Origin of the sequence: Rahnella sp. NRRL B-41462 (assembly GCF_003263525.1) — a bacterium.
GTDB lineage: Bacteria > Pseudomonadota > Gammaproteobacteria > Enterobacterales > Enterobacteriaceae > Rahnella > Rahnella aceris.
Genome location: NZ_JYDF01000039.1, coordinates 1 through 22,618 on the forward strand (window position 1 = coordinate 1; position 22,618 = coordinate 22,618).

Here is a 22,618-nt window from a genome sequence, read left to right on the forward strand (position 1 = left end):
CGCAGGGGAGGGAGCAAACAGATCAAATCGCCCATCCGCCCGCATAAAACACCACTAACGCTACGGCGATAATCACCGTGCCGATGTTCAGTTTTCGCCATTCGCCGGAGAAGATGCGTCCAATCACCAGTGCGCTGAAACCGAGCATAATACCGGTGACGATGTTACAGGTCAGAACGATAAATACTGCGCACAGTAACCCTGACATCGCATCCACGAAATCATTGAAATCCAGTTTGGTGACATTGCTGAGCATCAGCAAACCCACGTACATCAGCGCGGGTGCGGTGGCGTAAGCCGGTACCAGATAAGACAGCGGAGAGAGGAACAGCATCAGCAGGAACAGCACACCGACGACGGTAGCCGTCAGACCGGTTTTGCCGCCCGCCGCCGTACCGGCTGCCGATTCGATATAAACCGCTGCCGGAGATGCGCCAACCAGGGAGGCAAAAATACTGCTCACGGAGTCAGCCGTCAGGGCTTTACCGCCGCTGATGATCTGGCCGTTTTCATCCAGTAAGTTTGCCTGTCCGGCGACAGCGCGGATGGTGCCGGTGGCATCAAACACCGCTGTCATCACCAGTGCCAGCACGCTGGGCAATACCGCAGCTTTCAGTGCACCCAGAATATCGAGATCGAAAATCACCGATTTACCGTCAGCCCCCGCCAGAGAAGGCATGGCGAATAAACCCTGATATTTCACTGTTGGATCGAAGATCAGGCCGATAATGGAAATCGCGATAATCACCAGCAAGATGCCGCCCGGAACGCGCAGTTTCTCCAGGCCAAAAATCACCGCCAGACCAAGCAACGTCATCACGACCGGGAATGAGGTAAATGCGCCGAGTGCCACCGGTAAGCCGTCCAGCGGGTTTTTCACCACCAGACCGACGCCATTGGCGGCGATCAGTAACAGGAACAGGCCGATACCAATACCGGTACCGTGCGCAACGCCGGTTGGCAGATTGCGCAAAATCCACGAACGGATGCCGGTCACCGAGATAATGGTGAACAACACGCCCATCAGAAATACCGCGCCGAGCGCCACCGGTACGCTGATGTGCTGGCCGAGAACCAGACTAAATGCGGTAAAAGCAGTCAGAGAAATGGCGCAACCAATCGCCAGCGGCAAATTCGCCCACAGCCCCATCAGCAGGGAGCCGAAACCGGCGACCAGACAGGTCGCGACAAACACTGCGGTTGGCGAGAAGCCCGCTTTGCCGAGCATCGAGGGCACGACAATCACCGAATAGACCATCGCCAGAAAGGTGGTTAAGCCAGCGATAACTTCCTGGCGGACGTTACTGCCACGCGCACTGATTTTGAAAAAAGCATCAAGCGGGCCTTTTGGCGCAACTGCGCGGCCAGCTTGAGGTTGTTGACTCGACATGGAAAATCCTCTGAATGTCTTTACTGATTAGCCGGCGTGGTCATTATGAAACCGTTTCTGCACGTTCACTTCCTTATTTGTCGCCTGAAATCGCCGAAAACGGCGTCAGAACGGCAAGGCAAACGTTTAACTCGCATCGCGTGTGGCAGGACAAAAAATTACGCAAACGATTATCCTGCCTTTAACCGCCGTACATCAACCGTGAATGACAACAATTTACCGTTGTCTGGTCAATAAAAACGCGGTTGTGGTGGAAATTTATCCGGTGGCAGAAAAAGAGACAAACAAGGAGGGGAAAGAAGGGAAATAAATAACAGGGTATTTATTGTGGTTTATCTTTTATAAGACGTTTATTACGTAAAACTCCGCCCGCAATGAACGCCTGAAAATATAAAAAATGGATAAGAAATTAACGCAAAATATTAAACGAACCGCCGTTTTCCAGCACTTTCTGATATGCCGGACGCGCTGTGACATTCGATAACCAGGCCTTCAGCAGAGGATATTTTCCCAGTCCGGCGCGGGCATTGATCGCCTCTATCGGGAAACTCATCTGAATATCTGCCGCGCTGAACTGTTGACCGGCGAAATAAGGATGTGTACTCAGATGCTGTTCCAGATAATCCATATGCGTATAAATCTGCTTATCCAGATAATTCTTCTGCACGCCCTGTCCTATGGCGCCGGCAATCGGACGGATGAGCCACGGCATCGGCGGTTTACCCAGACGGCTAAAAATCAGCTTCATCACCAGCAAAGGCATCAGAGAACCTTCAGCGTAGTGCATCCAGTAACGATACTGCTGATGCTCAGCAAACGCCGTGGGTTTCAGCGTGCCCGCCTCATCGTACACTTCCTGCAGGTATTCAATGATGGCGCCAGATTCCGCAAGGATCAGCCCGTTGTCTTCCAGCACCGGCGACTTGCCCAGAGGATGGACTTTTTTCAGCGATGGCGGCGCCAGCATGGTTCCTTTATCCCGCTGATAACATTTGATTTCGTAAGGGACGCCCAATTCTTCGAGCATCCATAAGATTCGCTGTGAACGGGAATTATCCAAATGATGCACAGTTAGCATAAAAGTCTTCTGTCCTTTTTCAATTAATTATTTGTTAACTATAGACAACACTTTCAAAGCGCGTATCAGATTCGCTTTATTAACCCTGACTTTCTTCAGGGTTAATTTATCAAAAATCTTTTTATTTGATTAAAATCACTTACGGATTAATCTTAATTATGCCAAAAAAATTATCGCAACTTCGTTCGCCTTTAATAAGGCTTAATGCCATTATCGCCGGATAACAAATTAACCCGTCGCTTTCGACTCTCTGTTGGTGGAGCCTCACATGTTTTCCAGTAATTACAACAATGTGCTTGTGATGTTTTCGTTCATTGTTGCAATGCTTGCCTCTTATACCGCGCTTGATATGGCAGGCCGGGTTGCCACCACAGAGGGAAAGGCTTCCCGACTTTGGTTAACAGGTGGCGCCATTGCAATGGGTATCGGCATCTGGTCGATGCATTTTATCGGCATGCTGGCCTTTAATGCTTCGATGCCAATGGGTTACGACCCTTTAATTACCCTGCTTTCTATGCTGATTGCCATCATTTCCTCAGCTTTTGCGCTGTGGCTGGTATGCCTTGAGGAGTTACCCACCGGGCGGTTACTTGCCGGTGCCTTGCTGATGGGCGGCGGTATTGCCGCGATGCATTACACGGGTATGGCGGCGATGCAGATGATGCCGCCCATTGTCTACGATTACCGTTGGGTCGCGTTATCCGTGGGAGTGGCGATTGTCGCCTCCGGCGCGGCGCTGTGGATGGCATTCAATCTGCGTCATCAGTCACCCAATGTCCGTCTGCTGCGCATCAGCGCTGCGGTGGTAATGGGCGCTGCCATTGTCGGTATGCATTACATTGGCATGGCTGCGGCACAATTCCCGATGGACAGCCACAGTATGGCGGCGTTCAGCGGCGTAGACAATAACTGGCTGGCACTGCTGGTGATTGTGGTCACGCTGGCGATTCTGGCGATCACCCTGATCATTTCTATCCTTGATGGCCGGATGCAGGCACGCACCTCGATTCTGGCATCTTCGCTGGCACAGGCGAACCGCGAGCTGACCCAACTGGCGCTGCACGACAATCTGACCCATTTGCCAAATCGTTTGTTGCTGGAAGACCGCCTGAGTCAGGCGTTTCAGAAAGCGTCACGTGGCGAATCACAGTTTGCGGTGCTGTTTTTCGATCTCGACGGATTCAAAGCCGTTAACGATGCCTTCGGCCACCACATCGGCGATCAGCTGTTAATTTCAGTCACCGAACGCCTGCAATCGCAGCTGAGGGCGACAGATACGCTGGCGCGGCTCGGCGGCGATGAGTTTGTACTGCTGGTTGAGATCACCGAACCCACCGATGCCTCGCAACTGGCCGATAAACTGGTGCATCTGATTGCGCGTCCGTTTTACGTTTCCCGCTACGAACTGCTGGTCTCTGCCAGCGTGGGGATCGCAGTGTATCCGGGCGATGGCGAGAATGAACGCGAGCTGATGCTCAATGCAGATGCCGCGATGTATCACACCAAAAATTCCGGCCGTAACGGTCACAGTTTCTTCCAGCCGTCGATGAATGCCAATGCCCAGAACCAGCTGCAAATGCTCAATGATTTGCGTCTGGCGGTTGCACACCATGAGCTGCGTTTGCACTATCAGCCGAAATTTATTGCGCCTTACGGGCCGGTGAGTGGCTTCGAAGCGCTGCTGCGCTGGGAGCGCGACGGTAACCTCCTCAGCCCGGATGTGTTTTTGCCGCTGGCGGAAAAAACCGGACTGATTATCCCGATTGGCGAATGGGTGCTCAATGAAGCCTGTCGCCAGTTGCGGGAATGGCATCTGGCCGGTCATACGCAATGGACGGTAGCGGTGAATCTTTCCACGCTGCAATTTGAGCAGGCGAATCTGGTCGAAATGGTGATTGAAACCATTGAACGCCATCAGATCCCGCCTGAAATGCTGACGCTGGAAGTGACAGAAACCACCGCGATGCGTAACCCGGATGCCAGCGTGGAAATTCTGGAGCGCCTGACACAGTACGGCGTAAAAGCCTCCATTGATGATTTCGGTACCGGCTATTCCAGCCTGCTCTATCTGAAACGTCTGCCGGCCAGTGAGCTGAAAATCGACGGTGCATTTATTAATGACCTGATTGCCGGTAGCGAAGACGCCAGTATCGTTTCTGCGATCATTGCCCTCGGCCAGACGCTGAACCTGAAAGTGGTGGCCGAAGGCGTTGAAACGATCCAACAGCAGGAATTTCTGACGCAACTGGGCTGCGACACCTTACAGGGTTATCTTCTGGGGCGTCCGATGACGCCACAGCAGATTGCCCAACACCCCGATACTGACTGGGAGTCGCAGATAACCCTCACAGATAAAGCCTGACGCTCCCGGCTCAGGCTGTCGCCGTGCGGAAAAACCGCACGGCGTTGCGTAGCTCAACACTTTGTTCCGTCAGGGATTGCGCCGCTGCCGCTGCCTGTTCCACCAGCGCGGCGTTCTGCTGCGTCACCCTGTCCATCTGGTCAACGGCAATCCCCACTTCGTGAATACCGGTGTGCTGCTCAGAACTTGCTGTCGAGATTTCTCTGACAATTTCAGCCACCTTATTCACCGAGCTGACAATCTCATTCATGGCTTTACTGGCGCGATCAGCCTGCAATGACCCTTCGGCAATTTTGCTGACGGTGCCCTGAATCAGATCTTTAATTTCTTTCGCCGCCTGCCCGCTTTTTTGCGCCAGCACCCGCACCTCACTCGCCACCACCGCAAACCCTTTACCCTGCGTACCGGCACGCGCCGCTTCCACGGCGGCGTTTAGCGCCAGCAGGTTGGTCTGGAAGGCAATGCCTTCAATCACGCTGATGATATTGATAATTTCATTCGAACTGCCGGAAACATCACGCATATGTGCCTGCATCCCCGTAACAATCACGCCGCCCTGAGACGCCGTTTTCGAGGTTTCCAGCGCCAGCTGGCTGGCCTGCCGGGCGTTCTCAGCGTTCTGGCTGACGGTCGCGGTCAGGTTTTGCATATTGGAACTGGTCTGCACCAGCGAGGCCGCCTGTTCTTCGGTGCGCTGTGATAAATCCACATTACCCTGTTCAATTTCACTGGCGGCATGATTGATGGATTCACTGCCTTCCATAATCTGATGAATAGTTTTATTCAGTTGCTGGTTCATGCCGTTCAGCGAAGCCAGCAAACTGCCGTCATCACCCGGTTTCAGCGTGATTTTTGCCGCCAGATTACCGGCAGCGATTTCACGCATAATAGAGGCGGCATAAGCCGGTTCACCGCCCAGTTGTTTCACCAGATGGTGCGCCAGCAGCAGTGCCATCGTCAGTGAAAGAATAAACGCCACGCCGACCAGCAGTAAAAACATCGCGCTGGCCGTGTGATAGCTGCTGCGCGCATCCGCTGCCGCCTGCTCACTGTTGGTCAGCTCGTTTTTGACCAGCGTCGCCAGATCCGCCATTAACTGTGTGCGATATTTCCGTGAGTTATCGCCACTGATTTTCGTGGCCTGCGCAATGTCGTTGCGTTCAACCGCCGCAATCACATCATTATTCGCCAGCGAAAACTGCTCAAAATTAGCGACGATTTGCTTAAACAGATCTGACTGACTGCCGCCGCTGTCCAGCTTCAGATACGCATTTTCCGCGTCTTTAAAAGTGGCAACCGCCTGAAGGATTTCGACCCGGTGGCCGTCGCGCGGCGCCCCCTCTGGCGAGGCGATATATTGCACCTGTTGCAGGCGTAATTCCGCCAGCGTGCCACGCATCACCAGCGGATACTGCACGCCGGGAAGCCGGTAGGCACGGTAGTTTTCAATCTGCTGATTACTGCTGTTGAGCAGCCAGGCTGACATCGCCGCCAGAATCAACAGCAGGCTCAGGACGAGTGCGAATGCACCCAGCAAACGGGCAAGTATGGAAAGGTTGGTGATCTTTTTCATCTGGGCACATCGGAAAGTCAGTGACAGGAAACACTCATAACGGCCGGAATGAAGGGAACTTTAGGGAAAATGAAACTATATTTCATTTTGTTAAGCGCTGTCTTTCGTAATGTAATTTTAGGGTTACCGGACGAATTTTTCATGTTACCGGCCCGCCTTAAAAACATGATCTGCCACGCGTTGCAAAGATTTGCTCTCTCATAAAGAGAGAGCACTCAGCGCGACTCACTTTGGCTCACTTCGGTTCAAAAGCGGGCCATAACGGAGTGACTGCCGACAACAGATTCGCCGTACCGGCCGCCACCGACATGTGTCGGAAATTGTCGCTGCCGTCCGCTGTCTTCGCAAATTTCACCACCGTTTCCAGCCCGGCTTCCTGACACAACACCGTGCCGCCAGCGATATCCCACAGCGTGGTGCGCCGTTGCAGATGGCCGTCGATAATGCCTTTTGCCGCAAACACCATGCCGACCGTGGTACAGCGATAACAATGTACTGACCAGTCAGCCGCGCGGATCCCCTGATAAAAGGCCGAGGCTTCGTCCAGCTTGTCGTCCGCACTGTCGCCCAGCGACACAATCTGTACATCTTCAAAACGATCATCGCGACGGAAGGGTTTGTCGTTGAGGAAAATCCCCTTTCCGGATTCTGCTGCAAACAGGTCGTTTAAAACCGGCAGTGCCACAATGCCGATCACCGGCTGTTTATTTTCCACCAGCCCGAGCGACACGCCCCACAGCGGCGAACCGCGCAGGAAATTCGAGGTGCCGTCGATAGGATCAATCACCCAGCACGGCGCGTCGGTCAGAATGCCGCCCATCTCTTCGCCGATCACCGCATCCTGCGGAAAATGCTCTGCCAGCCGGGTGCGGATAAACTGCTCAACCGCCAGATCGGCTTCTGAAACGAAATCCTGCGTACGCTTACTGCTGATTTCGATAGCGTCCCGGCGGTGAAAAAAGTCCAGCGCCAGTCTGGCGGCCTGTGCCGCAATCTGACTGGCAACCGCCAGACGCGGGGACATCATAGTGTTGGTCATGATAAATCCTGAGTTTTCAGTCGGAAGGAACAAAAGCTGTCTTCATAGAATGCATCGGAATCGATGAATAAAAAATGACAACCTGCCACTTGCTAAAATAGCGTAAAACACTCTATATCTGTGTGCTTCAACTTTCTGAATTTTGCCGGAGATTTCCATGCCCGATGCCGCCCATTGGTTGCCCTTTCTGCTGATTTGTCTCGGGCTGGTATTAACGCCCGGCCCGAACATGATTTACCTGATTTCACGCTCACTCTGTCAGGGGCCGAAAGCCGGACTGATTTCCCTCGGCGGCGTAGTGCTGGGCTTCCTGTTTTACATGTTGTTTGCTGCGCTCGGCATTACCGCGCTGCTGATGGCGGTGCCCTTCGCTTATGACGCCCTGCGCATCGGCGGCGCTGCGTATTTGCTGTATATGGCGTGGCAGGCGGTGAAACCCGGCGGACGCTCGCCGTTTCAGGTCAGGGATTTACCCCGCGACAGCAATAAAAAACTGTTCACCATGGGGCTGGTCACTAATCTGCTGAACCCGAAAGCGGCGGTGTTATATCTGACGCTGTTACCGCAGTTTATCGTGCCTGAACAAGGGCATGTGCTGACGCAGTCGCTGATTCTGGGCAGCTCGCAAATTCTGATCAGTGCGACGGTCAACGCGCTCATTGCCCTTTCGGCCGGTTACATTGCCGTCTTCCTGGCCGGACGACCATTGTGGATGGTCATCCAGCGCTGGTTTATGGGCGCAGTGCTGGGCGGGCTGGCTATGCGTATGTTGCTCGACGGGCGTAAATAACCGGCCATTTGTCACGCGTCATATTCAGTTCCGCATCAACGCTATATAATCCTTTGCATAACGAAACCAGAGGATTTTTCCATGCGTCTATTTTCATCCCGATTTTTGCCTTCCGTTGCCTTGCTCGGGCTTGCCCTGAGCCTGGCTTCCCCTTGCGCTTTTGCCACACGCCAGATAACCGATCAGCTTGGCCGTCAGGTCACGATTCCCGATCAGGTGGATCGCGTCGTCGTTTTGCAACATCAGACCCTTAATCTGCTGGTTCAGCTGGATGCCACCAAAGATATTGTCGGCGTGCTGAACAACTGGCAGCGACAACTGGGCAGCGGTTATGTGCGTCTTGCGCCGGAACTGGCGAAAACGCCGGTGGTCGGCGACCTGACCAGCGTGAACCTGGAAAGCGTGGTGGCGCTTCATCCGCAAGTGGTGTTCGTCACCAACTATGCACCACAGGAAATGATCGACCAGATCAGCCAGGCCGGGATCGCCGTCGTGGCGGTTTCATTGCGGGATGATCCGAAAGGCGAAGAACATATGATGAACCCGGTGCTGCCGGATGAAGATGAGGCGTACACCGAAGGGCTGAAGAAAGGCATCGCGCTGATTGGCGACGTGGTCAATCACCAGAAACAGGCACAGGCGTTGATCGACTATACTTTTTCTCAGCGTCAGTTAACTGGCGAACGGCTGAAAGATATTCCGGCCAATCAGCGGATCCGCACGTATATGGCAAATCCCGATCTGACCACTTACGGTTCCGGCAAATATACCGGCCTGATGATGGCGCATGCCGGTGCGATGAACGTTGCGGCAGCCACAGTGAAAGGGTTTAAGCAGGTCGCGCTGGAACAGGTGATCGCCTGGAACCCGCAGGTGATCTTCGTGCAGGACCGGTATCCGGAAGTGGTCGGGCAGATCACCGGTGATCCAAAATGGCAGGGTATTGATGCGGTCAAAAATCACCGCGTTTATCTGATGCCGGAATACGCCAAAGCCTGGGGCTATCCGATGCCTGAAGCGATGGCGATCGGCGAACTGTGGATGGCGAAAAAACTCTACCCGCAAAAATTCGCTGACATCGATATGCAAAAACAGGCTGATGCCTGGTACCAGCGCTTCTACCGGACGGATTTTAAACCCGCGGCAGACGCGGCGCGCGCGGGGAAATAGCCTCGTCTCCGGCGCTTTACGTTGAGGCAATGTGACAAGGAGACCTGATGACAAATACGATTAAAGTGCTGGCGGCAGGGAGTTTACGCCGCGCATGGGCGCCGCTGTGCGATGCTTTTACGGAAGAAACCGACAGCAAAGTCGACGTGGAATTCGGCCCCGCCGGGCTGTTGCGCGAACGTATCGAACAAGGGGAAAAGGTCGATCTGTTTGCCTCGGCCAATACCGCGCATCCGCTGACGTTGCAGCAGCACGGTAAGGCGCTGAACGTGGAAGCATTTTGCGGCAACAGCCTGTGTGTCACCGCCCGAAAAGGGCCGGAACTGGATAAACTCAACTGGCTGAGCGTATTACTTGATCCCCGTTTTCGGCTGGCGACATCGACGCCGCAAAGCGATCCTTCCGGTGATTACACCTGGCAAATGTTTGAGCAGATCGAAAGGCGACATCCCGATGCCGGGGCTATTTTACGCAACAAGGCGCTGCGTCTGGTGGGCGGTGAGAAATCGGCCAAAATTCCGGCAGGCAAACTGGCGGCAGAATGGCTGATTTGCAGCGGTCAGGCCGATGTTTTTATCGGCTACACCAGTTATGCCGCGCTGTTGCGGGAAAATGATGCGCTGGAAGTCTACAACATTCCGGCGGATTACAACGTGCGGGCCAGATACGCGCTCGCGACCTGCACGGAGAAAGGGAAACCGCTGGCAGAATTTATTCTTTCAGAAACCGGCCAGCATATTTTGCAGAACGCCGGTTTTTGCGGGAGACATGCGGTGATGCCGGAATAGAAAAAATACAAACAGGTACAACGCGACCTTAGTGATCGAGGTCTCTTTCTTTCATTGCCCGCTGACGATCGTAATACTCATCTTCAGCGGCAGTGATTTCATCGAGCAGCGAATCCACATCGGCTTTGTGCGTATCTTCGGTGAACAATCCGGTCAGAATAGTTTCCGGTGTCAGTTTGCCGTCTTCGTACAATGCCCAGATTTCTTTGGCAAAGCGCGTTTCCAGCAACTGCGGTGCAAACTGCCCGTAGTACTCGGTCATGTTATTCACATCGCGCTCGAACATCGATTCAGCGTGGTTATTGGCAGCGGCGTCCACGGCCTGCGGCAGGTCGATAATCACCGGCCCTTCAGCGTCCATCAACACGTTAAACTCTGACAAGTCACCGTGAACGATACCGGCGCACAGCATGCGCACGATGTTGCGGATCATGGTGTCGAAATCGGCTACCGCTTCTTCTTCAGTCAGGATGACGTCACTCAGACGCGGCGCGACTACGCCGTCAGCGTCGGTGATAAGCTCCATCAGCAGCACGCCGTCCAGACAAATGTAAGGCTGCGGCACGCGCACACCGGCATTCGCCAGACGGAACAGTGCATCCACTTCGGCTGTCTGCCAGGATTCTTCCTGCTGTTTACGCCCGAACTTTGACCCCTTTTGCATCGCACGCGCGTTGCGGGTGTTACGGACTTTACGGCCTTCCTGATACTGCACGGCCTGCTTGAAGCTACGTTGTGTCGCTTCTTTATACACTTTGGCGCAGCGGATCTCTTCACCGCATAAAACGGTGTAAACATCGGCTTCTTTGCCACTTTTCAGTCGACGGACCACATCATCAATCAGGCCGTCATCCACCAGAGGTTGGATTCTATTTGGGATTTTCATGCAGCCTTGTACCTTATTTCAGCGCATGAGGGAATGACCTGCGCAATATTCCCTGCATTACACACCAGACACGCCGTTCGCGTCATCCTTTCTGATCCTTATCGCTTACTGTTCTCAAGGGTACAGTTTAACGTAGTGGCGATGGAGTGGATACTTTATGCACATACGTTATCACTTTTTACCGGTGCTTTTCACCGTCAACGCCCGCCGGGGTTTTATGGCACCCTGATTAAATTTAACTTAAATAATTAATTTATGTCCGCTAATTATTTCTTACTGTAAATAAAGCATGCCAGTTAATAAATTTTTATGTCTTCGGAACTTTTTCTTTAACTTAAGCTTTTCGTGCTGTTTACGCTTCGTTTATTCAAGGCAAAAAACGGTATACGTTCCGTTTAGAATAGAGGTGATACTGTGCCGGTAATTTCCCGTTGCAGGTCTTCTGATATGAATACTATTTTAATAACCGGTGCCACTGGTTTTGTTGGCGGAGCTGTCGTTGAATATTTTCTTCGCCAGCAACTCACCACCAATAATGCATTATTACTCTTAGTCAGGGCTGACGATAATGCGACGGGACTCGCCAGAATTATCGATAATTTGAAGAAGTTTGAATTACATGATGCTCAGCTTTCTCCGCTAACTGAGCAATCAATATTGACCGGCGATCTGGCCGATCCGGAAAGTTTTATTCATGACGCGCGTTTAGATAATGTCACGCACGTTATTAACTGCGCCGCCATCGCCTCGTTTGGTCATAATCCGGCCATGTGGCGTGTGAATGTCGAAGGTTCACTGGCCTTCGCCAAACGTATGGTGCAGGTAAAAGGCTTGCAGCGATTTGTGCATGTTGGCACGGCGATGGCATCGATGCCGGATAAAGACAGCGTCTTCTACGAAGGCATGCCGGACAACGAGCAGAACGAAGATCTGGTGCAGTACACGGCTTCCAAGCGGGCGATTGAGAATCTTGTCCGCGCCGAATGCCCGTCGCTGCCGTTCGTGGTTGCACGACCGTCGATTATCGTCGGTCACACGCAGCATGGCTGCCAGCCTTCAAGCAGCATCTTCTGGGTGTTCATGATGGCGATTAAACTGAAGAAATTCACCTGTACGCTCGACGATCAGGTGGATGTTATTCCGGTGGACTATTGCGCGATGGTGCTGGTAAAACTGTGTCTCGCCAAAGACCTCAGCCATAATTTTTATCATATTTCTTCCGGCGAAGAGATGTGTACGCCATTCCATGAAATAGATACCTCGGTGGCAAAAGCCAATAATACTTCACGCATTATCAGTGAATATGAACAAACCAGTTATCAGGAATTTACCGGCATCCGCAAACAATTTAAAGATGTGCTCGGCCCGTGTAATGATAAAATTATTTTACGTGCCATTAAACTTTATGGCGGTTTTGCTCAGTTAAACGTGAAGTTTGATAATTCTCGTTTATTAGATATGGGCATTCCAAAACCTGCTGCCTTTAACAGTTATATTGATAAATGTGTTTCCTCAACCCGTGGACAATCTATCAGCGAACTGATGCAGGTTGATTTTAAATAAACCCGGTGTCTGTTAAATATTAAACACTCCCCTAAATCATTCAGTTGCTTCAAGGCGGCAACTGAATGAATCCCCGGGAGCTTACATAAGTAAGTGACCGGGGTGAATGACCAATCTGCAGGGAGCAGATTGGAACGCTGCTTGCAGCGTGAAGGATGACGGGGATTAGACAAGGCCGTTTCGGCCATACAGCCTGAAACCTTCGCGCTGATTCAGGCGGTCATAATACGCCGTCACTGCCGGTAACGCCGGACGGGACATGGGTGTCATCGACCAGCGGTTCACTGCCAGCCCGATGGGAATATCCGCCAGCGTAAAATTATCCCCCAGCACATAATCGCCGCTGCGCTGAAGTTGTTCCTCCAGTATCTGCATATGACGGTTCCATTCGCTGACACCGGCATCAATCAGCGCCGGATCCTGATGCTGCGGACTGTTGCGCGCCAGCGCCGGAAACGCATAGCGCCAGGAATTATTCAGTTCACCGGATTGCCAGTCCATCCACTGTTCGGTCAGCGCACGACGTTTCGGGTCAGATGACAGCAAATCTTCGCGCCCTTCCCGCGCCGCCAGATAGCGGCAAATCACGTTGGATTCCCACAGTACAAATTCGCCATCGAGCACTACCGGCACCATCGCATTCGGGTTCAGTGCTTTAAATTCCGCAGTCTGGACAGACTGAAAACCCGAACCGAATTGTTCCTGTTCGAAATCCAGCCCCAGCTCCTGACAGGTCCACAACACTTTACGCACATTGATCGACGGTGATTTACCCAAAATCTTTAGCATGATTTCCCCTGTTAACGTGGTACACGAATAGCCGGTCACGACGGACGAATAAAGATCCGCGTGGCTGAGCCGTGATAAGTGGTATCCGTTTTTGCCACGAAACCACATTTTTCCGCCAGACGAACCGAGGCCTGATGCTCCGGTGCAATAATGCAGCATAGCTGACGATCGACGTGTGTACCGGCCCATTTCAGCACTGCCTGTGCCGCTTCAAAGGCGTAGCCTTTGCCGTGAAATGCCGGAGAAACGACCCAGCCCATTTCCGCCATGCCTTTGAGCGAGGGTGTGATATCACGCTGATAATCCGCCAGGCCAATTTCGCCAACAAACGCGCCTTCTGCACCCGCCGTTTTTTCGAACACAATCCAGTAACCGAAACCGAGCATCTGCCAGTGGCCCGGATACCGCAGCAGACGACTCCAGCTGGCTTCGCGACCCGAAGGCGTGCCACCGATGTATTTCACAACCGCCGGATCGGCCCATTGCGCGGCAATATCTTCAAAATCATCAACATGATGGCCACGTAAAATCAGACGTTCGGTTTCGATAACGGGAGCACTGGTCTGCATGGTTTTTCCTGAATAAGGTGAATTACCATTAACTTAGCACCACAATTGTGCTGACCGGAAGAGAGGTTTTAGCGGGAAATAAAAATCAGACGATAATGCCGCCGCGCAGTGCCGTCGGCGTTATGCCACGCACGGATTTGAAACGGTTACTGAAATGGCTGGCGGAGCTGAATCCGCATTCCAGCGCAATGGACGTGATGTCCATCTGACTGGTTTTCAGCAAGTTTTCCGCGCGGATCAGCCGGGCATTCATCACGTACTGATGCGGTGCCAGCCCCATGCTTTGTTTAAACATGCGGGCGAAGTGGAATTCGCTGAGTTCTGCCAGCGCGGCAAGTTCCGGCAGTAATAAAGGCTGCCCGAGATGCGTGTGAATATAATCTTTTACGCGGTTGAGCATATGCGGTGCCAGCCCGCCGCGTACCGTTGGCAGCGCCCATTGCAGATGGGTGTAATGTTTCACCAGATGCGCCATCAGCAGATTGGCGGCGCTGCTGAGCATCAGTTGATTGCTGTTTTCCTGCCACTGGCTGCTGAGCAAAAAGTGGCGATACAACAGCGTAATTTGCGGATCCTCTCCGAATGTGCGTTCTTCCAGCTCAATCGCCGCCGGGCTGCGATCCCAGGTTTGTTCCACCAGATGTCGCAGGTGTTCGTCGGAGCAATACAGATGCACAAACGACAAATCGTCGCGCACATCCCAGCTCGACATACTGCCTTTCGGCATCAGACAAAAACGATCCGGCCCGCCGCCGTTACGCCAGCCGCTGCGGGTTTTGTGGTAACACTCGTAGCCGTCGGCAACGTACAGGCTCAGCGTATGGTGATCAGCGCTTTCCTGATTCACGATGTCATTTTTGTTCGACCACGCCGCCAGCTGAATGCCGGAACCCAGTTCCACACTGTCATGCAGAACCGCTTTGTGCTGACGCAGCGTTTCGAAAGCCTGATAGACCTTAGTCATGGCGTACCCGTGTGGAGGAAAGATGACGCTCATTTTACGGTTTTCCCCCGCCCCGGTGCCAGATCTTGCTGTGCGGGTGACTGAAAAAATGCGCAAGAATATGCAACTCAGCGCAAAACGTTGAAAGCCAGCGGTCTGCCGTTACCGCAGAATGTCCTCAGTCATTACTGTCTGAGTGAGAGATTTCTATGAACGCACTGCTTTATATTTTGGTGATCCTGATCTGGGGTACCACCTGGTTTGCGATTTACCTGCAACAGGGCGACGTGCCGGTCACGGTGTCGGTTTTCTACCGTTTCCTGCTGGCTGCGGTGATCATGCTGGTGGCATTGCTGGCGACACGCAGGTTGCGTCGTCTGGCGCTGAAAGATCACCTTTTCTGCCTGGTTCAGGGTTGCTGCGTTTTTTGCTTCAATTTTTACTGCTTCTATCACGCCGCAGCCTACATCACCAGCGGGCTGGAATCGGTGATTTTCTCGATGGCCGTGCTGTTCAACGCGTTCAACGGCATGCTGTTTTTCCGTCAGAAACTGGCTCCGGCAGTGATCCCGGCGTCGGTTCTCGGGCTGGCAGGTATTATCACGCTTTTCTGGCATGACCTCAGCGCCGCGCATATCGCACCGGAATTGCTCAAAGGCATCGGCCTCAGCCTGCTCGGCACTTACGGTTTCTCACTCGGCAACATGATCAGCTCACGCCATCAGCGTCACGGGCTGGATGTGCTTTCCACCAATACCTACGCGATGTTTTACGGTACAGCCGTCATGGGCGCGCTGAGCCTGATGCAGGGCGCTTCCTTCGCCATCGACCTGACGCCGCAATATCTCGGCTCGCTGGTCTATCTTTCCGTGTTTGGTTCGGTACTGGCTTTCGGCATTTACTTCACGCTGGTCGGCCGCATCGGTGCCAGTCAGGCGGCCTACAGTACGCTGCTGTTCCCGCTGGTCGCACTGACGGTTTCCACATTTTATGAAAATTATCAATGGCATGCCAATGCGGTTATTGGGCTGGCGCTGATCCTGCTCGGTAATCTGGTGATGTTCTGCCGTCCGGCCTGGCTGGAGATGTTCAGGCGCAAAGCCGCTGCGGCGTAGGGCGGCTTACCGGCGGGTACAAAAAAACACTCGACAACTCTCCTCCTCGTGTTGCATACCTGAAAGGCCGCATCCTAAGAGATGCGCGCCCTACAGAAAATAATGAGGAGAATAAAATGCCTTTTGTACGTATTGATATGGTCGAAGGAAAACCCGAAACCTACCGCAAAACCGTCGGCGATGTGATCTATGACGCGCTGCGCTCAGCTCTTAATGCGCCGGAAAACGACAAGTTTATTGTCATCTCCGAACACTCTCCGGCAGAAATGATGATTTCCCCTGATTATCTGAATATACAGCGCAGCCCGAACTGCATTGTGATTCAGGTAACGCTCAACACCGGCCGTACACTGGAAATGAAAAAGGCGTTCTATCACGCCGTCGCTTACGGGCTGCATGAAAAAGTCGGATTACGTCTGGAAGATGTGTTCATCAGCCTGGTGGAAGTGCCGAAAGAAAACTGGTCCTTCGGCAACGGCGAAGCGCAATACGCGTGAGAAAAGGTCTGAAGGTAAACTTCAGGCCAACAAGTTCTCACCACCAATCAGCGGAATGATTCGGGCAAGCACGTCGTTAAAGACGCCACTTTCCGCAACAGCGATAAACTTTGCCTGACGGTGCCGCCAGTCCATTGTATGGATCAACGTGGTGGCAACCACACAAGGTGCGCTCAGATTGTTGACCGGCACTTCGGTCGGCGCGCCCCGGATGCTGCTGCTCACCGGCATACAAATCACCAGCCCGGTAACCTGATTATACGTTTCATGAGACAGGATCAGCGCCGGTCGATATTTGCCTATTTCCTTTCCTTTGGTGGGCTCAAAATCCAGCCAGCAAATATCCCCGCGCTTTGGTAAATACATTAATAATCAAGCTCCCTGTCAGTCGGTTCTGCCAATTCATCAGCGTGAGCATTATACGCGCTCAGCCCCGATAACAAGCTGGCCTCAGTGACCTTCTGCTTATCGGCTTTACGAATTTGCAGCCCGTCTTCAGAAATCTCGATATCAACGACATCACCTTCCTCGAATTGTGGAATTGACTTCAAATTTCCGGACAGCCGTAACGCGATGCTGTTACCCCATTTCTGTAATGTGGCCTGAGTACGCATGTTCATTTCTCCACCGTTGTATCTACAAAGAGTATACAACCAAAAACCCGTAACAGTATTCCTGATACGGGTTTTTGCGAGCTACATTCCAGCTTTTTATTTTCCTGCGTTAAACGGAAGGATTAAATAATCCCGCCATTCGCCTTCAGCGTCTGGCCGTTGACCCACGCACCGTCGGGACCGGCGAGGAAGGCGACGACGGAGGCGATATCTTCCGGCTGACCGAGGCGCTCGAGCGGCGAGGTTTTGGCGATGGTTTCCACCAGTTGATCCGATTTACCGTTGAGGAATAAATCCGTTGCTGTCGGGCCGGGCGCGACGGTATTGACGGTTATCTGACGGCCGCGCATTTCCTTGGTGAGCACGCGGCTCAGCGCCTCGACAGCCGCTTTGGTCGCGGCATACACGCCATAAGTCGGCTGATATAACCCGACCACGGTTGATGAGAAATTGATGATACGTCCGCCGTCGTGCAGATGTTTCGCCGCTTCACGCAGCGTGTTGAAAGTGCCTTTCAGGTTGATATCGATAAGGCGGTCGAATGCTGCATCGTCGGTTTCGGCAATGGCGGAAAGCGTCATAATACCCGCATTATTCACCAGCACATCCACGCCGCCAAACGCCTGTTCCGCGCTGGCAAACATCCGGCCGACCGCCGCCGCGTCGCTGACATCCGCCTGCGCGCTGATAGCTTTTCCGCCTGCCTGTTCAATTTTTCTGACCACCGCGTCGGCTTCTGCCGCACCGCGTGAGTAGTTCACAATCACGGTAAAACCGTCGTGCGCCAGACGCTCTGCGATGGCGGCGCCAATACCCCGTGATGCGCCGGTGACCAGCGCGACTTTCTGTTTGGATGAAGTCATGATGCGTTTCCTTTTTTCAGTGATTCGGATCTGTTGTCAGTGAGGAAAGCGTAGCCGATTGACGCTGCCGGATAATTACCTGATATTCGTTATCACTATCCGGAAAAGGCGAACAATTATCATGGATAAACTCGACAGCATGCAGTTATTCACCCGCGTGGTGGAGCTGCGCAGTTTTACGCAGGCTGCACAAGCGCTGAATCTGAAACGTTCCACGGTGACCGATGCCATTAAACAACTGGAGTCGCGGCTGAACATCCGGCTTCTGCAGCGTACCACCCGACACGTCAGCGCGACGCTGGATGGCGAAGCCTATTACCAGCGCTGTCTGCGTATTCTGGCAGATGTGGAAGATGCTGAAATGGCGTTTGCCGGTGCGCAGCCGAAGGGGTTTATTGCGGGTGGATGTACACGGTTCGATGGCGCGGCATTTTCTGCTGCCCGGCCTGGCGGATTTTCTGGCGCAGTATCCCGACATTGAGTTTTACATGAGCGAAGGCGACCGGCTGGTGGATCTGGTGCGGGAAGGCATTGATTGCGTGATCCGCGCCGGTGAACTGAAAGACAGCGATATGGTGGCGCGCCCGCTCGGTACGCTGCCGGAAATTACCTGCGCCAGCCCGGACTATCTGCAACGTTTTGGCATACCGGAAACGCCAGACGATCTCGCCGGTCACCGGATGATTGGTTTTCGTTCCAGCGCAACCGGCGGGCTGTTGCCGCTGATTTTTCAGGTGCAGGGCAAAAACCGTGAAATCCTGCTGCCGACCAGTTTGTCGGTCAGCGGCGCGGAAAGCATGAAAGAAGCGGCACGGCGCGGGATGGGGATTATTCAGGTGCCGCATTACGGCCTGCTGGAGGATCTGGCGCAGGGAAGTCTGGTACAAATCCTGGCGGATTTCCCGGCCGGTTCACTGCCGGTTTCCTTGCTTTACCCGCGTAACCGCCAGCTTTCACCGCGCGTACGGGTGTTTATCGACTGGATGGTGAAAGAGTTTGCGCGGCGCGATCCGCATCTGACATGATAGTTTTTCTGCTCTGAAAGCATGACGTCACAACGTTAACGACTGGAGATGCCGATGACCACACCTGCTGTATTGCTGCATATCGGCAGCGAAGAAACGCAAGTTATCGTCCGTAATGATGATAACGACGATAAAAGTTTGCTCCTGACACTGGGCTCACAACTCACCTCTGTCGGCTATTTTCGTCATTCACCGCCGACGCCGGATGAAATGGAAACTGCCATTATGGTGGTCGAGGACGAAGTGATGCGCATCCGGCACGACATTCCGCCGGGCGCTAAACTGTTCAGCACAGACAACGATATCCGTGCGCTGGCCCGCATTGCCGGTGAGGCGGAAAATGAAGTGATGACGTTGTCGCTCGACGCAGTGGAACGCACTTTCGACCGGCTGGCGCTGGTCATTAATGGCCGCCCGGCGCATTTCGAAGGTATCCCCGAGGGCAATGATTTCGCCGCCACACTGCTGATTTTGCGCGAATTTATGCATCATCTGCAATTTGATGAGATCGTGGTGAGAGGCATGAAATTTGAGATGTAATGATTAACAGCCCCGTCAGGGGCTGTTTTGGTTTTATCTACACTAATGAAGGACTGTTTTTCAACTGCGCAGCATCCGATTCCATCAGTACCATCCCGCTGAGATCCGGCAGGGTCTGATGATTCAGATAATCCCGGAACGACATGCGCGGGGCGTTATTTTCCCAGGCCGATTGCAGCGTGCCCAGCAGGTCAGTGGTTTTCGACGTGATTTCCGGCGTGGTGATGTCGGATTCCAGTGCACCTTTCACATATTTCTGAATATGTGTTGAGTTGCTGGCGGACTGAGCCACTGTGGCACTCATCAGCGCACCTTTGTGATATTGCACGGACGTCGTGCTTTCTGCCTTGTCATCAATCTGATAGTAAAGGTAATTCTGCGAGTTGCGGTCGCTGGTCAGATTCAGTTTCAGCCCCGGTGTCAGCGATGCATGATAACTGGCGGCCAGATGTGACTGTTGCTTCTGCGTGATATTGCGGTCCTGCGTACCCGTGCCGGTGATCGTGCTGGTTTGAGAAACCTGATAAGAGAACGTATCGGTTTCATCCGGGCGCATCGGATTGGTGGAATCGACCGGTGTCTGCGAGACTGACGCCGTGAAATCCGCCAGCCCGGTCATCATGTTTTTATCGGTTTTGGTCAGCGAGAAATAAACCGGCTCAGCCCCCCCGCTTTTATAAGTCGTCGCGGTTTCGCCATAATTGCTGTTCAGCGCCGTAAAGGCATCTTTGAACATGTTCATCAGCGATTCGTCACCATTGCCACGATTACCCGCGCTGCTGATTTGTTTCAGATAACTGTTCAGCGCCTGCTTCTGCTGGCTTTCTGTGCCCAGCAGTGCGCGCTTACTCATGTCGACGCTGATATCCACCGTGCCAGCAACACCGGTCGATTTCACTGAGCGGGTATTCGCATCAGCATGAAAATCCAGCGTCTGGGTATTGGTGGTGCCCAGCGTGGCGTGTAAGTCCACCGACGACAGCACCGAGGTATCAAACTTCGTCAGGCCACTCAGATCGAGCTTCGGCGGTTGCGCCGTCAGGCCATCAATCGCTTTCTGAAAACCTTCCGCAAGACCGGCCAGCGCTTTGCGATCGGCATCGCTGAGCGTGCCTTTGCTGACATTCACCTGCACGCCGAGTCCGTCATCATCACTGCCCAGCGTGATATCCACCAGTGCGCCGCTGGCAGTTTTAATGCTCAGGTTTATCTGGTTATCAGCTTTGGTATGAAGTTGGGTTTGGGCGGCAACATTGGCCGCTGAACGGGTCGACTGAGCGGAAGTCTGCTTCATCACCGATTGCGAATAACTGCTGCTGTCGGTAGTGAAACGCTCAAGCAGCGCCGCACCGAGTCCGGTAAAACGCGCCGCATTGCCGGAATGGCTGAAGTTCGATGCAAGCTTTGAAGACATCAGATCACTGGAAGAACGTTCCCAGACCAGTGCCGGTTTGGTGATGTTGTAGACCGGCGAAGCGGTGTCCGCCTGGCCGATCATTACCGTGGTGGATTGCGCCGTCGAAGCCTGCTGCTGGCTGGCTGCAGTAGTGACTGCCGTCAGTGATTTTGTTGACGTAACCAGCGTGTTGAGCGCCTGATTACCTGTCGCAGAGATAACTGTCATCCCGATGAGTCCCTATGTTTTTGCGCCATAGCGCCAGTGGATACCTTGATCCTTCTGATGCTATTTTCGGCAAGAACACAGGAAGCTTTAAGGATATGTAAAAGTTGTTTCTTACGCCCCCGACGTTATTCCAGCGGACCGCCCAGAATGGTTTCGCACATGCCGGAAAGAATGCGTTCGCCGGTTTCGCTTTTCAGATCCTCATACCATTGTTCGGTCACGGCCATTTCTTTGCCGTGGGTGACATCGCAGCGTTTACGCGCCTTCAGCACCAGATCCTTCACGCGATATGCCCGTTTTTCCTGATAACGCAGCAATGCATCTTCAATGCCTAATGAATTGGTTTGCAGCATATTTGCCAGCACCACTGCATCTTCCATCGCCGCGCAACCGCCCTGCCCGATATCCGGCGTGGTGCTGTGGCCGGAATCACCGAGCAGCGCAATCCGTCCTTTGACCAGTTGCATAAAGGGTTCGATGTCGTGGATTTCAACGCGGTTGGTGGTTTCAGGATTGATCTGGCTGATCAGCTTCTGCACCGGTTCCGCCCAGCCCGCAAAGTAACCCTGTAAATCCTCGCGTACCGTAGTGCGATCCTGCGGCAAGCCTTTTGGCAGCGGCACATCAAAGAAAAAGTAGAAACGGTTGCCACTCACCGGCATCAGGGACACGCGTTTACCCTCGCCGACAAACGTCGTCCACTGGTCGGCAGGCGCGATGCTTTCATCGATTTCCACCAGGCCGTTCCAGTTAACATAACCGGCATAGCGGCGCTCCGTTGCATAACCCAGAACGTGCTGGCGGATAATGGAATGGGTGCCGTCAGCGGCAATCAGCAGATCGCCGGTCGCGGAAGTGCCGTCGTCAAACCAGGCGGTGACGCTGTCGGCAGATTCTTCAACGTGCGTCACGCGCTTGCCAAACTGCACCTGGTCGCGGCCATAAGTCTCCAGCAGCATCGACTGAAGTTCCGCGCGTGCCACCGGATATGGCTGCTCGCCGACGCTTTGGATCAGCGGATCCATACTGAAACGCGTCATGGTCTGACCCTGCTGATATTCTTTGTAGGCCATAAAACGCATGTTGCCGCCGAGTTCGCGCAGCGCCTCTTTCATGCCGAGATAATTCAGACACTTTACGCCGTTAGGCCAGATGGAAATCGCCGCACCGACCGGTTTGATCTCTTTCACTGCCTCGTATACCGCCGTTTCGATACCAAAACGCTTCAGCGCAATCGCCGCACACGCACCGCCAATACCGCCACCAATCACGATCGCTTTCATATTTTTCTCCCCTGAGTCTCTTTAGGGAGAAGCAATTTCTGTACCAGAAAGACGATTTACCGCCAAAGCCTTGTAGTCAATCTTAAGTGAAATCATTAACTGCCGAAGCGCAGGTGA

Annotated in this window: 21 protein-coding genes and 1 pseudogene; 9 read left to right on the plus strand and 13 right to left on the minus strand. The window is 53.3% G+C overall.

Features of this window, described 5'->3' with window-relative positions:
• Window positions 1-22: 22 nt before the first annotated feature.
• Entirely contained in the window at window positions 23-1,390 is a 1,368-nt protein-coding gene (locus UC14_RS10620; RefSeq protein ID WP_013577314.1) for an NCS2 family permease, read from the minus strand.
• Window positions 1,391-1,799: 409 nt separating this feature from the next.
• Window positions 1,800-2,468, minus strand: a complete 669-nt coding sequence (locus UC14_RS10625) for a glutathione S-transferase family protein (RefSeq protein ID WP_037034997.1) — start codon at window positions 2,466-2,468, stop codon at window positions 1,800-1,802.
• Between the two features lie 268 nt (window positions 2,469-2,736).
• Between UC14_RS10625 and UC14_RS10630 the strand changes: the two genes are divergently transcribed.
• The gene (locus UC14_RS10630; RefSeq protein WP_015690534.1) at window positions 2,737-4,830 is read left to right on the plus strand and encodes a bifunctional diguanylate cyclase/phosphodiesterase; all 2,094 of its coding nucleotides are present in this window, start codon (window positions 2,737-2,739) and stop codon (window positions 4,828-4,830) included.
• A gap of 10 nt (window positions 4,831-4,840) precedes the next feature.
• Here UC14_RS10630 and UC14_RS10635 read toward each other — a convergent pair whose 3' ends face one another.
• Both UC14_RS10635 and UC14_RS10640 read right to left on the minus strand, forming a co-directional pair.
• Window positions 4,841-6,403 (minus strand): methyl-accepting chemotaxis protein, encoded by a 1,563-nt coding sequence (locus tag UC14_RS10635; RefSeq protein ID WP_112197666.1) that lies wholly within the window; start codon window positions 6,401-6,403, stop codon window positions 4,841-4,843.
• 235 nt (window positions 6,404-6,638) lie between these two features.
• Window positions 6,639-7,442 (minus strand): inositol monophosphatase family protein, encoded by an 804-nt coding sequence (locus UC14_RS10640; protein ID WP_013577318.1) that lies wholly within the window; start codon window positions 7,440-7,442, stop codon window positions 6,639-6,641.
• A 157-nt stretch (window positions 7,443-7,599) separates the two neighbouring features.
• Here UC14_RS10640 and UC14_RS10645 point away from each other — a divergent pair, with 157 nt between their 5' ends.
• The 3 genes from UC14_RS10645 (at window position 7,600) to UC14_RS10655 (ending at window position 10,190) form a co-directional block, all read left to right on the plus strand.
• Entirely contained in the window at window positions 7,600-8,232 is a 633-nt protein-coding gene (locus tag UC14_RS10645) for a LysE family translocator (RefSeq protein WP_013577319.1), read from the plus strand.
• A gap of 81 nt (window positions 8,233-8,313) precedes the next feature.
• On the plus strand, window positions 8,314-9,402 hold the full coding sequence (locus UC14_RS10650) for an ABC transporter substrate-binding protein (protein WP_112151065.1): 1,089 nt from the start codon (window positions 8,314-8,316) through the stop codon (window positions 9,400-9,402).
• A 47-nt stretch (window positions 9,403-9,449) separates the two neighbouring features.
• On the plus strand, window positions 9,450-10,190 hold the full coding sequence (locus tag UC14_RS10655; RefSeq protein WP_112197667.1) for a substrate-binding domain-containing protein: 741 nt from the start codon (window positions 9,450-9,452) through the stop codon (window positions 10,188-10,190).
• 28 nt (window positions 10,191-10,218) lie between these two features.
• On the opposite strand, the gene UC14_RS10660 is transcribed toward UC14_RS10655, so the two are convergent.
• The gene (locus UC14_RS10660) at window positions 10,219-11,076 is read right to left on the minus strand and encodes a PA4780 family RIO1-like protein kinase (RefSeq protein ID WP_013577322.1); all 858 of its coding nucleotides are present in this window, start codon (window positions 11,074-11,076) and stop codon (window positions 10,219-10,221) included.
• Window positions 11,077-11,523: 447 nt separating this feature from the next.
• Between UC14_RS10660 and UC14_RS10665 the strand changes: the two genes are divergently transcribed.
• Window positions 11,524-12,639, plus strand: coding sequence for an SDR family oxidoreductase (locus UC14_RS10665; protein WP_112197668.1), 1,116 nt, complete (start codon window positions 11,524-11,526; stop codon window positions 12,637-12,639).
• A gap of 165 nt (window positions 12,640-12,804) precedes the next feature.
• Here UC14_RS10665 and UC14_RS10675 read toward each other — a convergent pair whose 3' ends face one another.
• From UC14_RS10675 to UC14_RS10685, 3 genes are all read right to left on the minus strand, one after another.
• Window positions 12,805-13,428 carry a glutathione S-transferase family protein gene (locus UC14_RS10675; protein WP_112151068.1) on the minus strand — a complete coding sequence of 208 codons (624 nt, stop codon included), beginning with the start codon at window positions 13,426-13,428 and terminating at the stop codon, window positions 12,805-12,807.
• 35 nt (window positions 13,429-13,463) lie between these two features.
• On the minus strand, window positions 13,464-13,997 hold the full coding sequence (locus tag UC14_RS10680) for a GNAT family N-acetyltransferase (protein WP_013577325.1): 534 nt from the start codon (window positions 13,995-13,997) through the stop codon (window positions 13,464-13,466).
• 85 nt (window positions 13,998-14,082) lie between these two features.
• Window positions 14,083-14,961 (minus strand): AraC family transcriptional regulator, encoded by an 879-nt coding sequence (locus UC14_RS10685; protein WP_162906083.1) that lies wholly within the window; start codon window positions 14,959-14,961, stop codon window positions 14,083-14,085.
• 188 nt (window positions 14,962-15,149) lie between these two features.
• Here UC14_RS10685 and UC14_RS10690 point away from each other — a divergent pair, with 188 nt between their 5' ends.
• Window positions 15,150-16,055: a DMT family transporter gene (locus tag UC14_RS10690; protein ID WP_013577327.1), complete on the plus strand. Its 906-nt coding sequence runs from the start codon at window positions 15,150-15,152 to the stop codon at window positions 16,053-16,055.
• Between the two features lie 116 nt (window positions 16,056-16,171).
• A complete protein-coding gene (locus tag UC14_RS10695) occupies window positions 16,172-16,552 on the plus strand; it encodes a tautomerase family protein (RefSeq protein WP_013577328.1) in 381 nt (126 codons plus the stop codon).
• A 21-nt stretch (window positions 16,553-16,573) separates the two neighbouring features.
• On the opposite strand, the gene UC14_RS10700 is transcribed toward UC14_RS10695, so the two are convergent.
• The 3 genes from UC14_RS10700 to UC14_RS10710 all read right to left on the minus strand — a co-directional run bounded on the left by UC14_RS10700 (window position 16,574) and on the right by UC14_RS10710 (window position 18,029).
• Entirely contained in the window at window positions 16,574-16,918 is a 345-nt protein-coding gene (locus UC14_RS10700; protein WP_013577329.1) for a type II toxin-antitoxin system PemK/MazF family toxin, read from the minus strand.
• On the minus strand, window positions 16,918-17,172 hold the full coding sequence (locus UC14_RS10705) for a transcriptional regulator (protein WP_223510138.1): 255 nt from the start codon (window positions 17,170-17,172) through the stop codon (window positions 16,918-16,920). The genes UC14_RS10700 and UC14_RS10705 overlap by 1 nt, the downstream gene beginning before the upstream one ends.
• A gap of 116 nt (window positions 17,173-17,288) precedes the next feature.
• Window positions 17,289-18,029: an SDR family oxidoreductase gene (locus UC14_RS10710; RefSeq protein WP_112151070.1), complete on the minus strand. Its 741-nt coding sequence runs from the start codon at window positions 18,027-18,029 to the stop codon at window positions 17,289-17,291.
• A gap of 121 nt (window positions 18,030-18,150) precedes the next feature.
• On the opposite strand from UC14_RS10710, the pseudogene UC14_RS10715 reads away from it, so the two are divergent.
• Window positions 18,151-19,054, plus strand: a pseudogene (locus tag UC14_RS10715) (LysR family transcriptional regulator).
• A 54-nt stretch (window positions 19,055-19,108) separates the two neighbouring features.
• Entirely contained in the window at window positions 19,109-19,594 is a 486-nt protein-coding gene (locus tag UC14_RS10720) for a hypothetical protein (protein WP_112197670.1), read from the plus strand.
• 37 nt (window positions 19,595-19,631) lie between these two features.
• Here UC14_RS10720 and UC14_RS10725 read toward each other — a convergent pair whose 3' ends face one another.
• Window positions 19,632-21,218 (minus strand): hypothetical protein, encoded by a 1,587-nt coding sequence (locus UC14_RS10725; protein ID WP_112197671.1) that lies wholly within the window; start codon window positions 21,216-21,218, stop codon window positions 19,632-19,634.
• Window positions 21,219-21,343: 125 nt separating this feature from the next.
• A complete protein-coding gene (gene hpxO / locus UC14_RS10730) occupies window positions 21,344-22,501 on the minus strand; it encodes an FAD-dependent urate hydroxylase HpxO (RefSeq protein WP_013577335.1) in 1,158 nt (385 codons plus the stop codon).
• Between the last annotated feature and the right edge of the window lie 117 nt (window positions 22,502-22,618).